15 protein-coding genes are annotated in these 16172 nt (G+C 43.6%); 5 read left to right on the top strand and 10 right to left on the bottom strand.

From position 1 onward, the window contains the following. Nucleotides 1–57: 57 nt before the first annotated feature. The gene (locus FR7_RS06825) at nt 58–303 is read right to left on the bottom strand and encodes a hypothetical protein (RefSeq protein ID WP_237715528.1); all 246 of its coding nucleotides are present in this window, start codon (nt 301–303) and stop codon (nt 58–60) included. A 124-nt stretch (nt 304–427) separates the two neighbouring features. Next, complete coding sequence (locus tag FR7_RS06820) at nt 428–1411, bottom strand: helix-turn-helix domain-containing protein (RefSeq protein WP_007931041.1); 984 nt, start codon at nt 1409–1411, stop codon at nt 428–430. Between the two features lie 433 nt (nt 1412–1844). Here FR7_RS06820 and FR7_RS06815 point away from each other — a divergent pair, with 433 nt between their 5' ends. Then, nucleotides 1845–3995 carry a TonB-dependent siderophore receptor gene (locus FR7_RS06815; RefSeq protein WP_007931042.1) on the top strand — a complete coding sequence of 717 codons (2151 nt, stop codon included), beginning with the start codon at nt 1845–1847 and terminating at the stop codon, nt 3993–3995. 101 nt (nt 3996–4096) lie between these two features. On the opposite strand, the gene FR7_RS06810 is transcribed toward FR7_RS06815, so the two are convergent. From FR7_RS06810 to FR7_RS06780, 7 genes are all read right to left on the bottom strand, one after another. After that, the gene (locus FR7_RS06810) at nt 4097–5809 is read right to left on the bottom strand and encodes an ABC transporter ATP-binding protein/permease (protein WP_007931043.1); all 1713 of its coding nucleotides are present in this window, start codon (nt 5807–5809) and stop codon (nt 4097–4099) included. Nucleotides 5810–6061: 252 nt separating this feature from the next. Further along, the gene (locus FR7_RS06805) at nt 6062–6817 is read right to left on the bottom strand and encodes a PRC-barrel domain-containing protein (protein WP_237715527.1); all 756 of its coding nucleotides are present in this window, start codon (nt 6815–6817) and stop codon (nt 6062–6064) included. A 39-nt stretch (nt 6818–6856) separates the two neighbouring features. Further along, the gene (locus FR7_RS06800) at nt 6857–7081 is read right to left on the bottom strand and encodes a CsbD family protein (protein ID WP_007931046.1); all 225 of its coding nucleotides are present in this window, start codon (nt 7079–7081) and stop codon (nt 6857–6859) included. A 276-nt stretch (nt 7082–7357) separates the two neighbouring features. Next, complete coding sequence (locus FR7_RS06795; RefSeq protein ID WP_007931047.1) at nt 7358–7918, bottom strand: hypothetical protein; 561 nt, start codon at nt 7916–7918, stop codon at nt 7358–7360. Beyond that, a complete protein-coding gene (locus FR7_RS06790; RefSeq protein ID WP_007931049.1) occupies nt 7918–9057 on the bottom strand; it encodes a [Fe-Fe] hydrogenase large subunit C-terminal domain-containing protein in 1140 nt (379 codons plus the stop codon). The genes FR7_RS06795 and FR7_RS06790 overlap by 1 nt, the downstream gene beginning before the upstream one ends. Continuing rightward, nucleotides 9015–9521 (bottom strand): hypothetical protein, encoded by a 507-nt coding sequence (locus tag FR7_RS06785; RefSeq protein WP_007931050.1) that lies wholly within the window; start codon nt 9519–9521, stop codon nt 9015–9017. Before FR7_RS06785 ends, FR7_RS06790 begins: the two co-directional genes overlap by 43 nt. A gap of 46 nt (nt 9522–9567) precedes the next feature. Then, on the bottom strand, nt 9568–11529 hold the full coding sequence (locus FR7_RS06780; RefSeq protein WP_007931051.1) for a TonB-dependent receptor plug domain-containing protein: 1962 nt from the start codon (nt 11527–11529) through the stop codon (nt 9568–9570). A 145-nt stretch (nt 11530–11674) separates the two neighbouring features. Between FR7_RS06780 and FR7_RS06775 the strand changes: the two genes are divergently transcribed. Next, nucleotides 11675–12358 carry a Crp/Fnr family transcriptional regulator gene (locus FR7_RS06775; RefSeq protein WP_017531310.1) on the top strand — a complete coding sequence of 228 codons (684 nt, stop codon included), beginning with the start codon at nt 11675–11677 and terminating at the stop codon, nt 12356–12358. Nucleotides 12359–12442: 84 nt separating this feature from the next. On the opposite strand, the gene FR7_RS06770 is transcribed toward FR7_RS06775, so the two are convergent. Further along, the gene (locus FR7_RS06770) at nt 12443–12736 is read right to left on the bottom strand and encodes a hypothetical protein (RefSeq protein ID WP_007941153.1); all 294 of its coding nucleotides are present in this window, start codon (nt 12734–12736) and stop codon (nt 12443–12445) included. 746 nt (nt 12737–13482) lie between these two features. Here FR7_RS06770 and FR7_RS06765 point away from each other — a divergent pair. The 3 genes from FR7_RS06765 to ahpF all read left to right on the top strand — a co-directional run bounded on the left by FR7_RS06765 (nt 13483) and on the right by ahpF (nt 16160). Next, nucleotides 13483–13779 (top strand): hypothetical protein, encoded by a 297-nt coding sequence (locus tag FR7_RS06765; RefSeq protein WP_007931055.1) that lies wholly within the window; start codon nt 13483–13485, stop codon nt 13777–13779. Nucleotides 13780–14054: 275 nt separating this feature from the next. Then, nucleotides 14055–14618, top strand: coding sequence for an alkyl hydroperoxide reductase subunit C (gene ahpC, locus FR7_RS06760; protein ID WP_007931056.1), 564 nt, complete (start codon nt 14055–14057; stop codon nt 14616–14618). A 12-nt stretch (nt 14619–14630) separates the two neighbouring features. Continuing rightward, a complete protein-coding gene (gene ahpF / locus FR7_RS06755; RefSeq protein ID WP_007931057.1) occupies nt 14631–16160 on the top strand; it encodes an alkyl hydroperoxide reductase subunit F in 1530 nt (509 codons plus the stop codon). The last annotated feature ends 12 nt before the right edge of the window (nt 16161–16172 follow it).

The following is a 16172-nucleotide window of genomic DNA, read 5'->3' as shown; positions in this document are numbered from 1 at the left end:
TAATCTTTCTCCTGTGGCTTTCTCTAATATCCATAATTTTTCTCTCACGGCAGTATACTATTTCAACTTCAATAATTTATTACTGTATCGTTCTTCATTATATGGCTGTTTAGTCTTCAGCACATCGTACATCTCTTCTAGCAAGACAGCACTAATTTTTTCTTTTGCTTGCTGCGTTGTATATCCGGATTGTTGCAGTCTTTCAAATGTAATCTTCGTTATTGGTGGATTATTCTCTCTGAGTTGGTTGTCTACAACCTGTAAAACAATTTTTTTCAAATTTTTATTAGCCAAATGTGCCACTCTCCAATCACTACACTTATTCAGCTTCAAAAGCTTTATTCTATGGTTCTTATTATAACTGATTTCTCATATTGCCACTACAAAAATACTTTCCAATTAGAACTTTTCATAATCCACTTTCAGCCTACAAACCGAACAACTTCCGAAACTCATTAGGCGTAAAGCCATGTACTTTTTTGAAGTTGGTGATCAATTGACTGCTGTTTTTATAGCCTACTGCCGCCGCAATATTTTTAATGTTCAGGTCATCGTTTGACAACAGCCGCATGGCTTCTTTCATCTTCTCCTGACGCAGATACTCATCCATGGTAACTCCAAAGATTTTCTTAAAACATTGACGCAGTTTGGTTGTCCCCATGCCGGCAACGGCTGTAAGCTGCTTAATTGAGGGCGGATTTAAAATGTTTTTATCCAGTTCCTCCTTGACCAGAAACATATATTTCTTGTTTTGATACGTGACATAACGGCGCCGTTCCTCTTGCAGCTGCCTTTTCCAAAACCATTCATAACGGACATTACGTATAATCAATGCCAGCAATTCGCCGATTTTATTCTCGTAGTACATTAACGGTACACCGGCAATTCTTATTGCATACCTTAGCTGCTCAAATATCAGCAGAATGTCCGGAGTATTATACTGGGCAAATTGCCAAGCACCATAATCAGTGAAATTGTAAGACGGCTCTACTGGTTTATCTTGCAAATGAATATGAATATAGTGATCGAACAGCCAAATGCTGGTAAACCCAATTAGTGCATCAGCGCCGAATATCATTTTAAATGGCTGCCTTCCTGTCTGCACTAAATGAATACCGGGCTGCAGCCGCCGTGCTTTCTTTCCAGGCTCTAGAATCGTAATAGCGCCGCCAGTCAACGAGCATAACCACCGCCCATTCTGCCTGATATCATATTCCCTGACAACGGGCTTCAGCAAAGTAACGTAGGCGTTAGTAACAAATAATCCGGCAGCAGGATGTGCTTCCATGAGCCAGCTGTCACCATGTTCTGGCGGTAACTGATATTCAACAACATTATTCTGATCAATTTGGGTGCAGCCTAACTGGGCGGCCAGTTCTGCACTGCCCGTCAAATATTCATTCGTTCCCACGGCGATCTTCCTTTCCAATAATTCGCGAGACATTAGAGTTAAATTCACGCAATCTGTTTCTTTATCATAACATGGAATCCGTAGAAAAAAGTAACCTGTATCATAATTTCATACTGCCAAATACCACCAGGATACGGTTCAAAATCGCAAAACTATCTCAATCAGCATCCTATTACATGATAATTATTCTCACATCATAAGCTGCTGTTTGATTCTTTACACCCCAAGAAATCGACTCCTCCTTCAATTGACTCTATAAAAAAAGCCTTGCTATAATAGATCCAGGTTAGTCCTTTACTTGTTAATCCTAGTAGGGCTAGCTGTCACTAGTGAATGTAATAAGCAATTTTATTGATATTGATTATTTTTATCATATGATTTTTGCTGTTAGGCCAGCAGCAAAATCACCCTGATGAACCAAGGAGTCGATACTATGGAAAAAACAACATCTCATGCCAGAAAAAAACTGCTATATGCCTTGCTAGGCAGCAGCCTACTCTGGCAGTGGCCTAATGCTGCCTCCGCCGAAGAGGCCATTGAACCTCAAAGTACTGTCGCCGATACCGCTGCGCCTCAATCTGAATTTACATTGGAAGGCGTTGAAGTAACGGCAGACAAAGATAACGTGGCCAAACGCAGCACAATCGGTACCAAGACCGATGCAGCGCTCCACGATATACCGCAGTCCATCAGTGTAGTAACACGGGATCAGCTAAGCGCCCGTGGTGTTATTAACCTAGCACAGGCTCTGGAATATAGTGCTGGTATCACTGCCCAACCGTATGGTAACGATTCACGCTGGAACTGGAGCTATGTGCGAGGATTTAGTGTCGGTTATGAGGGTACTCGGGTGGACGGCTTGAGTTTGTTTGGCAACGATTTCGCAATATGGGATTTTGAGCCTTACGGCATGGACCGCCTAGAAATTCTGCGTGGCCCTGCTTCTACCCTCTACGGCGGCGGTTCGCCTGGTGGTATGTTTAACTGGGTAAGCAAACGACCAACAGCCGAACCATTGCGGGAAATACAACTACAGGGTGGCAGCGACCACTTTCGCAGTGCCGCCCTTGATCTTGGAGGGCAGGTAGATGGACAGGAAAACCTAACCTTCCGTTTGACTGCGCTGGCTCGTGACCAGGATTTATCAGATGACTATAGTAGTACCAAACGTACCTTCATCGCCCCCTCTCTTGCCTGGAAAATCAGCAAGAACACCAACGTGACCTTCCAGGCTCATTACCTTAAAGATCAACACGATGGAAATACTGGAAATAGTATTTATCATCCTGGTGATAATCTTTATGGGGTTTCTAAAAAATATTTTTTAGGCATACCAGGCTGGACTGGTTATGACCGGGAGCAATACTATTACGGCTATCTCCTAGATCACAAGGTGAATGATGTCTGGTCTCTTCATCAAAATTTTCGCTATGGTCATGTGGGAATGGTCTATAATATGAACTCAGCGAATCTACAGCCCGATGGACACACCATGGCACTGAGTCCATTGTATATTTACGATGAAACCGCAGATTCCTATACCTTCGATACCTATGGTGAGGCTAAATGGAAGAGCGGCGTTTTAAACCATCAATCTATTGTGGGAATTGACTATCGGAAGGGTGATTTAGAAAGACGTTACGGCGAAGGTGGCAGTACCGCGGATATCGACCTTGACAACTTGAAGTATGGTCAATCTTTGACTAAGCCAGAAACTTCGTTGATCTATAAGGCTACCGTTAAACAAACCGGCCTTTATGCCCAGGACCAGATTAAGTTTGGCGATAAATGGACAGCGATGCTCGGCGGGCGCCACGATCATTATGATCGTGACGCCGTTAACCCTCAGACTGGCGTAAGGACACGTCAGACGGCTGATGCTTTTACGGGGCGCGTGGGAATGGTATATCACGCTGGTCGTGGGCTGTCACCGTATATCAGCTACTCTGAATCATTTGAGCCAGTGGAAGGTCAAGATCGCCATGGTAAAAATTTCGACCCAACAACAGGCAAACAATATGAACTAGGCATTCAATATGAACCAGAGAAAATGAATGCACGTTTTACAGCCTCCATTTTCGACCTACGCAAACAAAATGTGTTGACCTCTGACCCACTGAACACTTCCAGCGAGTGGTTTAACGTACAAGTAGGCGAAATCACCTCCAAAGGCCTGGAATTGGAAGCCAACATGCCTGTCTTTAAAGGCTTGAATCTTACAGCTTCCTATACATTGCTGGATGCCAAAACGACTAAGAGCAGCGCCCCTACGGAAATTGGTCTTCGACCCCAGAGTGTTTCACGGCATAATGTTGCCCTGTGGCTAGATACTGCCACACCAAACACGATTTCTAAAGGTCTGAGCTACGGCGCAGGAGTACGGTATATTGGTTCCCGGTACAATGCTGCGAATACAGTTAAACTCGGCGACGTGGTGGTAGCCGATGCCTTAATCCGCTATGACTTGGCTGATTGGCATTACGCCCTCAATGTCCGAAACTTATTTGATAAGAAGTACGAGGCATCCTATGGATACGCAGGTGAAGAACGGACAGTATTACTGACCGCAACCCACCGTTGGTAGTCTGAAAATATAGCTACATAAAATGAGGACCACCTGTCTAATGGGTGGTCCTTATTTTAACACTAATTTTACGTCAGAGTGTCCTCCTTTACGCAGCTCTATTAGGCCACTAAATCCCAGCATCCTTTTCCTTTAATGGTCAGGATTTTCTGATGATAGACAATTAAGTCCTTACGATGACCAACGCTCATTACTCCCGTGCCCTTTAACTCGCTGCGGATCAGACTATATAGCTTTTTCTCCGTAGCTTCATCCAATCCAGAAGTAGCCTCATCCAGAAACAGCCACTGCGGCCGCTGTAAAATGGCCCGGGCAAAGGCAATGCGCTGCTGCTCGCCCAGGGAAAGAACATGGGACCAGTTCTCCTGATCATCCAAGCGTTCCAGTAAATGCTCCAAACAACATTTCTTCAAAATCCCCTGAATCGCTTCCTCTGAATATTCCTGACTGGAGCGTGGATAAAGCAGCGCTTCCCGTAAGGTCCCGACAGGTAAATAGGGCGACTGGGGTAAAAACAAACACTGCTGATTCTGGGGAATGTGAATATGCCCCTCGCCAAAAGGCCAAATCCCAGCAATTGCCTTGATCAATGTACTTTTGCCGCAGCCAGATGATCCGGTAATCAGCAACGATTCACCAGGCTGCAGCCTCATGGCGAAGTTGTCCAACAATAACTCCCCATTTGGCAGCTTGAGATTCAGGTTCTCTACTGAAAAAGCCGAGTCAGGAGCATCCATAATCCGAATTGCCTGCTTCTGATCCAATCTCTTAAATTCTTCCATGGTATCCATCAAAATAGCCAATCGTTTTACAATGGCTTTTAGTTCCGTAATCTCCTTATACCAACTAGAAAAAAACAGGAGCGACCGTTGTACCTTTTCAAAAGCTCCCGTGACCTGCATCAGTCCTCCCAGTTGCAGCTCTCCGCTAAAAAAGCGCGGAACCGCTACAATGTAGGGAAGAGGCTCTGTACCCCTGCACAAGAAAAAAATCAAACTGTCTAAGATTTTTTGGCGTTTTATCGATTTATGAAGATTATCATACACTTTTTTAAAATAATTCCTGAGCAAATGGCGTTCCCGCTTCTCTCCTGAATACAAGGCAATCTCTTCTGCATATTCCCGCAGGCGCACTAAGGCAAAACGAAAATCTGCCTCATAACGCTGCTGCAGAAAATTGAGTTGTACCAGGGGATGACCCATTTTCCCCATAACACAATTCACCATCAAAGCATATCCTACGGCAATCCAAACCATATCACCGGGAATTGTGATACTCGACTCCCCCCAGGACAAAGAAAAACTGCCTGACAACTCCCACAGAATCAATGTAAAACTGCATAGGATTCCAAGATTGTACAAGAACCACAAAAAAATCGTCAAAAGGGAATCAATGAATAATTTTACATCTTCACAAATCATCTGATCCGGATTATCAATACCATTATCCTGAAGCTGCAGACAATAATATTTTTTTGACTGCAAATATTCCCCCAATAGCCGATCAGTCAGCCAGTTGCGCCAACTCACCGCCAGCAGCTGACGAAGATAGTTCTGGTAGACACTTACCGCCCAAGCCGCCAGTATCAACCCTCCCCAAAGATATAAGGAATCCAGAAATGCCGCCATATCCCTGTTCTGTAATGTATTGAAAAACACATTGCGCCATTGATTCAACCACACCTGAATATAAACACTGGTAATATTCAGCCCAATAATAACCAGCAATAGCAATATCGCATAGTTTTTTGCTTTCGATCGCCAATAATGGTTACCAACCTTCCATATCCCTTGTAATAGGGTAAAATGCTCCACCTTTGCTCACCCTTCAAACGCATCCTTTTTGATACTGCCAATTATGAACCTAATTATATGCGATAACGATAATCAGTGTCAATTGTGTTCTGGCTTTATTTCACTCAATTCCAAATGCTTTTTTTCATAGAAAAGAACCGTCTCACCTTAAAAAAGGTAAAGACGGCAAAAAGGTTATGACTAGAACCAACCATTCTCTTTAATAGAGGTTAGGAGGTAATTGTTTATTGTAACGAAGATGCTTTGTGGTAACTATTTCATCATCCAGTACCCTTGACGATGATAATGTTTATACATTGCGTCCTCATAATCCCGATTCAACAGAGCCTCCGCGCTGTATTCCGGGGACTGCTTGATGGCATCGCGGGAAAGGTTGATGAATACTGTGGATAAATCCCAGCTTACCCGTTCGATCCATTGCGGTGCAACCAAAACCTTTTTCCCTGGCCACCAATTCTGTGTATCAATAACTAGATAACGAATCTCCCATGTCTCATCATCAATAACAAAATCCTCAACATGTCCAATTTCACCGTCTGAAGCTTGGATACTATAGCCAGTCACAGTGGAAGTGTTTCGCAAATTCGGATTCCAGGATTTCTCACTTGGGGTGGATTCATTCCACATTTTAGGGTCACGTACAATATTAGGATAAGCACCCCATACATCCGGGCCGTTCCAATACATCGGCATTCCATAATACATACTGTACGACTTTTCAAATTGTCGTGAAACGACCTTGTCATTGTTCAAGGATGGGCTTTCTTCAATCTGCTTTTTTGTCAAATCGATGGTGATGTACTGCTCTTCTTTATTCACAGCAGCCAGTGCATATGGGGAGATCAACACCTGTCTGCCCGTAATCCAGTTCCCTGTATTGGCGACCAGGTAGCGAATAGCCCAGTGATGGTCATCGAAATAAAATTCTTTCACCTTTCCTATGTCCCCGTCGGAGCTATGTAGTGTGTAGCCTGAAAGTGTCTTGGCTTTGTTTAGCAATATAATCATCCTCCTTTTCTATTTTTTGTATCTGCTCTCATTGGACTTTCATTTCTTATTAGAGGATTTTCCATCTTTGTAGCCACTGATAAATCCCTTGTATTCTTCCTCAGCCTTGTCTTTGGTATATCCATATTTCGCCTGCAAAAGCCCTAACAATTTTTCTTCTTTTCCCTCTACCTCAGTAAGATCATCATCTGTGAGATTACCCCACTTTTCTTTTACACTCCCTTTAAGTTCTTTCCATTTTCCTTTTAAAATATCTTCATTCATATTCGTCACTCCTCATTTAATTTTTTCCAAAATCCTAGTTCTAAAATAATGTATCTCCAATACAGTCACACACATTACTATTGCAATAAACGTGCCAGCACACCTTATTCCCCATAATCTTTGCTATGCTTGAAGCAGTGGGGTAAGGGTTCATGATGATCTTAACAGCGTTGACCTCTTTAGCACTACATTAGCGAACAATCTTGCACGGATCGGTTCTTTCTTGAAATTATAAAAAAATCATCCCTCCGTTACTAAGACGAAGGGATGATTTTTTCACTTTTTGCAGTATGGATCGGACAGCTTCGTCCGACAGTAATCAAATAAGTCTTCTGGCTTTTGCATGAGCAGGAATTGAGCAATTTCTTCTTTAAGATCCTGTAAACGCAATTGTTCCCCTTCGGTTAGCGTCTTATCATGAGTCTTATAAGCAAGCCGAATAAATTCATCCGGCAGCAATCCCGGCTTTAGGGTAATATTGAGTTTCTCCTCGTCATAAGCAATTTCAAAATAATACTTGCCTCCCTGTCCGTCAGCCGCATCAGGTGCCAGTTTATCAGCAGCCAGCTGCGGTTCAACCAGTAACGCATTTCTTCTCATGGCTCTGGTGACCATTTCAATACCATCAATAATGCCCGGTCCATATACCCCCAAAGTTATCGTAATCCGGTCGCGCACCGGAACCTCATCTGGTACTAACTCACGCAAAGCCAATTCCAGCAGTTTATAAGCCAAAGCCACACCGCCAATAAATTGCCGCCCGTGGTATTTAAGCATATCCTCATAGCTTATCAACAAAACATCATTGCCATCTTTAATCCTAAGAGCCTCTTGCATTATATCCTCCCCCTGTCTTTTCCATGCGTATCATAACGTTTTATCTCCGGCCAAATAAAATCAGCTATATTAAGCGTGCGGTTAAAAGAATCAAAGGCTGCTGCCGTCTCCTTCTTTAAGTCAGCATTGTCAAACGCTGCCTTAGACGGGGCGCCCCCCGGCGGCATTTCACCAGTACCTGTACCGCTATCACAGCCTGCCTTACAATTATATATTTCCAGCAAATCAGGCAGCAGCTCACCAGCTTTAAGAGCAGCTTCATATTCCATCAAATAGGGATATACTCCGCTGCCGCTGATTTTTCTAAACAGCTTGTCGGAAAGTTGTTCTCTAAGACTTGCGCACACGCTGCCCCTTGCTCCTAACGTGACTCCCTGCCCTTCATTGCTATCAGCAAAATCCACAGCCTCATACCGACTCAGATCAATGCCCCGCTCCACTATATATTGCTTTAACTTGCCAATAGTAACGCTATATCGAACCTTATTGCCGCTTTGCCGCAGTTCCCCACGTTTCCCAATACAGGGTGACAGGAATGCCAGATCATCATCAAGCTGCCGATATTTTTTTAAAAACACAGCACTGCACACCAGCGGACTATACACAGGCATCAAATGAGGGCGCAACGCCGGCACATGGTTCATTATATAGTCAGTTACAGCCGCGCAAGGCGATGAGATAAAGGGCTTGCCATAATTACTTTCTAAGATCCGGACATAGGCCCACAGGGTAATATCCGCCCGCAATACTACATTATAAAATTTTCTTACACCCAGGGATTGCAAAAAACCAAATACCTGCCGATAATCGCTGAAGTGACGCTGAACAGCCGGGGCAACCAATAAAGAGATTTGCCTGCCCCTTGCCAAATCCTGCAGAAACAATTCCATATCGTCCTGGTAGCCAATGGCTTTTTGCGGGCAAATTCCCAGACAAAGACCACAATTAATACACCCCTGGGTCAGAGCCATTTCCATTGTCACTCCTGCCCCCTTCCCTTTATGTAAGGGACATTGCTGTAGACAGATATGGCACTCTCGGCAGCCGGACAAAAGCAGCATTTCCCTGCTTTTGTACTTATTGTATGTGTTGGCCGTTATGACCTGGCTCCCTCCAGTCTTTTCATTATCATATAGCATAGTACTCCTCCAATTGCTCCAGTGATCAACTGAGGGTAACCAAACATCATTTTCAGACCAGCCCCTAGTTTGTCCGATACATTCATCAGCTCCACCAGGATTGAAATTGCCATGTACATGCCCACCATCTTTAAACTGGCAGCTGCACCAACTGCCAGCCAGCGATTGACGGTTAACAGCATCCGATAGCTGGCAACATACATTACATTGGCAGCAGCTATGGGAAAAATAAATAACGGACTTGGTAAAAATTGCTGTAGAGCCGCAACCGTCGGCGCAGCTACAGCCAGCACGATTGCAGACTTCCAGCCGCTTTTCTCCACTGCCAGCAGCAGGCAGGCGTTTACCGCACTGCCGATAACAAACATCGAGATAAAAAATGGAATCGGTACGAACAGCCTGATGGATTGCAGTGCAATCATCAGTGCCAGCAAAAGCGCGGCTCTAGTCAGTCTATGATACATTGGTTACGCCTCCGTTTTTGAGTATAGGCTGCAGCCAGTTCGAAAGTTACAATTTAACTTTGTAGCTGGTGTGGATATAAGCGCCTTGGATTGATAAATCGTCATCCTGCTTATTTAATAGGTTATCCACTCCCACAATGATTGCACTGTTGCTGCTGATTGCTTTCTCCAGATTTAAGTTCCATAAGGTATAGGATTTGTTCCTGCCGACGCCCGCCGAAGCTTCATATAGATAATTGCTGTAGGTCTCAGCCCATAAATTAGCCCGTAAACCTGCTGACGGCTCCACATAGGATAAGCGGGAGGCTATTTTATGCCTGGCCCGGTTAAAGAGCCTGCTTCCATCCGTATCATTTACTGCATCCAGATAGGTATAACTGGTCGTCCAATGCATTTTTGCCGACAGCGGATAGACAACCTCAGCTTCCATGCCCTGGATAGTGGCCTTATCAATGTTCTTATATTGAATCGTACTGCTGTCTATCATATCTTCTTCAATCATGTTGCTGACCTTATTGGTGAAATAGGTAATTTTACCCGTAGTCTTCCCCCAGTCCCGCTCTAAGGAAAGCTCATACGAATTGGAGTCTTCCGAATCCAGGTTGGGATTTCCAAGTAAAGTCATTGCCTTACCGTTGCGTACTACCTGGGAATTAATATACAGCTGATTCGGGGTAGGGCTGCGAAATCCTTTACTGACATTCAGCTTAACCCTAAGATCATCAGCCGCCTGATAGGTAAGTCCCAGCTTGGGGCTTACATTGCTGCCAAATTTATTGCTGTCATCATACCGCAGCGACGTAACCGCAAGCAGCTTAGAAGACGCCTGCCATTCATCCTGGACATACAGAGCTGAATAATCGATATCAACTTTTGAGCCGGGCAGGGTTTTTATTTCCCCAGAAACCGGGTCTTTGTAGGTTTCTGTATAAATGCCCTCGCCGGTTCTTACCCCCGTTCCGCGAAATTTTTCCGGCCGGTATTCACCGCCAAAGGTGAGCAAATGATCGGCTCCATAGTTCTTGCTTAAGCGTGCTTCAAAACCGGGAACCGTACGGTGGGATTTACCGAAGTTCATAAACTTATTGTTGGCAAGATTATGTACATCTACATTCTTATAATAATCTGATAAGTAGGCCCGAAAAAATACGGATGCATCATCCTGTTGCTTGCTGTAGCTCAGTGCATATTCGGTTCGCTCATTGTCATCATGAACCTCCGTTTTGACTTTGCCAGCCGGAGTTTGTTTAAAAACATGCTCCCGCGTATCTTCATCCATATAAGCCGCTGTAAATGTAAAAATTTCATTTTCACTGATGTGATAATCCATCTTGGTATTGAAGTTATTGATTTTGCCAAAGGGCGCATAGGTTGTCCCATCATCCTTAAAGGAAGCATCATTCTTTAATTGGGCTCCTGAGATGGTGATACCGTATTTGCCGATTCTGCCGGAGTCATAGGCAAAATGATAATTATCTCTTGCTCCCTCATTGCCCCCATAGGCTCCATGATCAAACCGCAAGGTAAAGGCTTGCTCGACAGGGCTCTTGGTAATAATATTTACCACACCGCCCAACGCATCCGTACCATAAAGTGAATTGGCAGGCCCGCGGACGATCTCAATACGTTCTACATTATCCAGATCAATGCGCTCCAGTTCATAGTTTTGGTCAATTTCCGAAGCAATCCGCTTGCCGTCAATCAAAATCATTGAAAACCTGGAATCGAAACCGCGAATGGAAATCGCATTTTTACCGTCTGATCGCATCACACTGATACCGGTGGCTGTACTGATGATATCTTTTAACGTCTGTGCCCCCCGTGCCTCGATATCGGCTTTGGTTATGACCTGAACTGCCGTAGGAACACTTTTCACCTCCCTGCTGGTTTTAGTAGCAGTTACAATTACCTCGGACAGAGGGAATACCTCCTCTTCGCTTTCCTGGGCCTGAACAACAGGGACAGTAAGCAGCAGTGACAAGAACGCACATACGGTTTTCTTCTTCATCTTCATCCTCCCTAACTTTACATCCTTACAACGATTTTACTGATAATGAAATTCTTTATCATTTACATCTGTTTATTATTATAATAGAATGAATGTATAATTTTCGTAGCCCATGTTACATTATTTTGACAAGCTGGTGATAACTATGTCTGATATTCTTGAAATTATCGCTCACTGCCCGTTGTTTAAAAATTACTCTACCCTGCAAATCAGGGAGTTTTTAGCTGGCACAAACTACAGTATAAACCGCTATAAGAAAAACCAACTTATTTTTCGGATGGATCAGCAGATTACTCATGTCGGCATTGTTCTCACTGGCAGTGTAGAGGTCCAAAAAGTCATTCAGTCGGGTCGGATGATCAATCTGGTTTATAAGGAAAGAGGCGAAATTATTGCTGAGGGTACTGTCTTCTCTACCATACCAACCTATCCCTGCCAGGTAACCTCACGGGAAACAACTGATATTTTGCTGCTGCCCAAGCAGTATATGTTCCAGGCTCTGGGCTGCAATCCCAGTCTTTTGACCAACCTTCTGCAGCTTATGTCTAATAAGCTCATCATGTTGAATACCAAAATAGAATTGTTATCCTATTGCTCGATCCAAAGTAAAATTGCTTTTTCTTTATTGCATTGTATAAACCAAAATCCAATGGCCCAGGTGATTGAACTACCCTATTCCAAAAAAGCCTGGGCCGAGCATCTCAATGTACCCCGCCCCTCACTATGCCGGGAATTGAGGAATTTATGTAAAACCGATATTATTACATTAAATAATCGAACGATTACCATTGTGAACAGGAGGCAACTGGAAGCTATGCTGAATGAATAAGCTGCTTTTTAGCATTTTGATGTGGAAATAGAGCTGTTGAAAAGCAAAAGAAGCAAAGGAATCATCCCTTGCTTCTTTTGCTTTCTACCTTCGAACCGGCTCCCATGCTAACGACTGCACGATGAGCTTTACGGCATCACAGAATCCTTGATTATAATAGATTTCTCCTGCAAGAGTTTCTTTCTCCGTAAAGTTCTCCTGCAATTTGTCCACAATTTCTATGCCCTCTTTCGGCAAGATTTCCAATAACCTTTTTTTCAACTGATCATTTGCCTGCTCTGCCTGATAATACCCTTCTGAAACATTCTCTAAGCATCTTAGCTCTTCTGCATCATGCATGTGTCTTAACCCTCGCGCAGCTGTTTCAAAAATCCTCATCGCAATAACTCCTTTGCAATAAGGTACAACTTGCAATGATTGAATATCACTCTATATTCCCCCATTTTGGCTGTGTGAGGATGCAAGCCCACCCTTGTGGGAACATCCAGCAACAGCCTTATTAATGGGGAAATTAAAAAGCGCATGCCAGGTTTTTTATAACCTACACATGCGCTATTGTTTCGTCGTTTGTATCCAAATCCGATAACCCGGCTGATTGGGGTACCACAAACACATCGCAGAAAATCCCCTTTATGAGAAAGGTTCCTGCCGAAATTACAGCCTGTTACTGGATAGGACAAATCGATGACTCAATACAGCCGCTAGCCTCTGCCAAAACTACATTCTCTATGATACCGCCTCGAACATACCTTTGCTTGTAATCAAGAAACGTTCACGGTATAATAAATCTGTCGTCGTGGACAGTTTAGCTGTTACGTGTAGGTGCCAACACACCTGCTCGTGCCTAGGAGTGCTCTAACACTCTTAGGACACGGCGACTTTTTAATTTCCACCTATTACTAATTATAGTACTTTTTGTTGGGATTGCAAGCAAAAAAGTACGTAGGTTTGTGATTGATCCTGCTCATTAGTTTATACTGATTTGCACTAGAATTTCAAAGGCTTTACGATATTCATTTCGTTTCTCCGGCTTTCCAGCAATTTGTATAAATAAAATATCCTCATTGTACAAGCATAATTACCTATGATACAATAAATTAACGATTTAAATGGAAGGTACAGCCATGGAAAAGATCTTGCAGCAATTACTAGAAGGGCAAAATAAACTATTTGAGAGTCAAGATAAGATGAGTAAGAAGCTTGATCTGATCGAACAGGCGGTACTGATCAATAATGATCGTTTAAATAACATTGATAGTAAACTCGCGGAAAGCACAAGGTTTATCTCTGCCCTATCTCAAGATGTCGCAAGAACGGCAACAAAGGATTCGATAACAAGGCTTGACACTAAAATTGATTTGATAAACAATAAACTTTTTCAAACTGAAACAGATATCGCACTATTGAAAATCGTAAAATAAACGTTAATAAGACACTTCAACCTGCTGAGAATATCAGCAGGTTTTATTTATACCTACAGAACTTAGCTGCATCTCGATTTCCCTGTCCCTGCTCTGCTCGTTTTGTTGGGTAACAGAATCCTTCGTGTTGATTTATAAATTTTTTTCATTTTGACTATTGACATTTAATGAAATAGATAAGATAATATGAATCAAGAGATAATAATTATCGTTTAGTTGATTCATCAACCAAGCATTAATTATTAGTTAAAATTTATATTTGGAGGTAATTTATTATGTCATTAATTGGAACAGAGGTAAAACCGTTTAAAGCGCAGGCTTACCACAATGGAAAGTTCGTTGAAGTTACAGAAGAGGCTTTCAAAGGCAAATGGAGCGTAGTTTTATTCTATCCGGCAGATTTTACGTTTGTGTGCCCTACAGAGCTTGAGGATTTACAAAATCAATACGCTACGCTAAAAGAACTGGGTGTGGAAGTATATTCTGTTTCCACGGACACTCATTTTACCCATAAAGCCTGGCATGACAGTTCGGAAACCATAAAAAAAATCACCTACATAATGATTGGTGATCCTTCTCATACGTTGTCAAGAAACTTCGAAGTGCTGATTGAAGAGAACGGTCTTGCTGATCGCGGGACATTCATAATCGACCCTGATGGCATCGTGCAGGCAGTTGAAATCAATGCAGGCGGCATCGGTCGTGATGCAAGCACATTGGTTAATAAAATTAAAGCCGCACAATACATTCGGAAAAATCCTGGCGAGGTTTGCCCGGCTAGATGGAAGGAAGGTTCTGCCACACTGAAACCAAGCCTGGATCTTGTAGGGAAGATTTAAGAGGTGGATTCAATGTTACTAGATCAGGATATAAAAGAACAATTATCTCAATATCTTCAGTTGATGGAAGGCGATGTGCTGATTAAAGTTAGTGCAGGCAGCGATACTATATCTAGTGACATGATCGCTCTGGTAGATGAAATCGCCTCGATGTCTCCCATGATCGCAATCGAGAAAACAAAGCTGCCCAGAACACCGAGTTTCAGCATCCATCGCCCAGGAGAAGACAGTGGAATAACCTTCGCCGGTATTCCTTTGGGGCATGAGTTTAACTCTTTGGTGCTGGCGTTGCTGCAGGTCAGCGGCAGAGCGCCGAAGGTTGAGCAAAAAATCATCGATCAGATTAAAGGGATTAAGGGTACGTATCATTTTGAAACCTATATCAACTTGAGCTGCCATAATTGTCCAGAGGTAGTTCAAGCTCTGAATCTTATGAGTGTCCTTCATCCGGGCATTACACATACCATGGTCGATGGTGCTGCTTTTCAAGAGGAAGTGCAGACCAAAGAGATTATGGCGGTGCCTTCGGTTTATCTGAATGGTGAATTTTTTAGCAGCGGTCGTATGGATGCCGAGGAAATACTTGCCAAACTCAGTGATGGTTCTGCTGTCTCCGAACTGGAAGAAAAAGAGCCCTTCGATATTCTTGTTGTGGGAGGCGGTCCGGCTGGAGCCAGCGCAGCTATTTATGCGGCAAGAAAAGGACTTCGTACCGGGATTGCTGCCGAACGGTTTGGCGGTCAGGTTAAGGATACCCTTGGAATTGAAAACTTCATCACGGTAAGATATACAGAAGGTCCTAAACTGGCGGCAAATCTTGAGGAGCATGTGAAAGAATACCCGATTGATGTAATGAAGCTGCAGCGCGGCAGACGCTTGGAGAAGAAAGAGCTGATCGAAGTTGAATTGGAAAGTGGTGCTGTCTTAAAGAGCAAAGCAGTCATTATCTCTACAGGAGCCCGCTGGCGCAATATTGGCGTACCGGGAGAAGCCGAGTTTAAAAATAAAGGTGTGGCTTACTGCCCCCATTGCGATGGCCCTATATTTAAAGGAAAACCGGTAGCCGTTATTGGCGGAGGCAACTCTGGTATTGAGGCGGCAATTGATCTGGCCGGTATTGTGGAGCATGTGACTGTGCTGGAATTTTTACCGGAACTGAAAGCGGATGTTGTGTTGCAGCAGCGCCTTTACAGTTTGCCGAATGTAACGGTTTTGAAAAATGTGCAAACGAAAGAAATTACTGGTACGGATAAGGTCAACGGTCTTTCTTACATTGACCGCAGTACAGGAGATATACATCATCTGGAACTCCAGGGGGTATTTATCCTGATCGGTCTTATTCCGAATACCGACTGGCTGGATGGCACAGTAGAACGCAACCAATGTGGTGAGATCATTGTAGACAGCCGCGGTGCGACCAATGTGCCGGGAGTGTTTGCCGCGGGAGACTGCACAACGGCTCCTTATAAGCAGATTATTATTGCTATGGGGTCTGGAGCCAATGCGGCACTGGGCGCATTCGACTACTTAATACGGAATTGATTTTGAAGACGC

It is taken from the genome of Pelosinus fermentans DSM 17108 (assembly GCF_000271485.2).
Classification (GTDB): domain Bacteria; phylum Bacillota; class Negativicutes; order DSM-13327; family DSM-13327; genus Pelosinus; species Pelosinus fermentans.
Note: the sequence above shows the minus strand (reverse complement) of the source record. Positions and strands in the feature narration are given on the sequence as shown.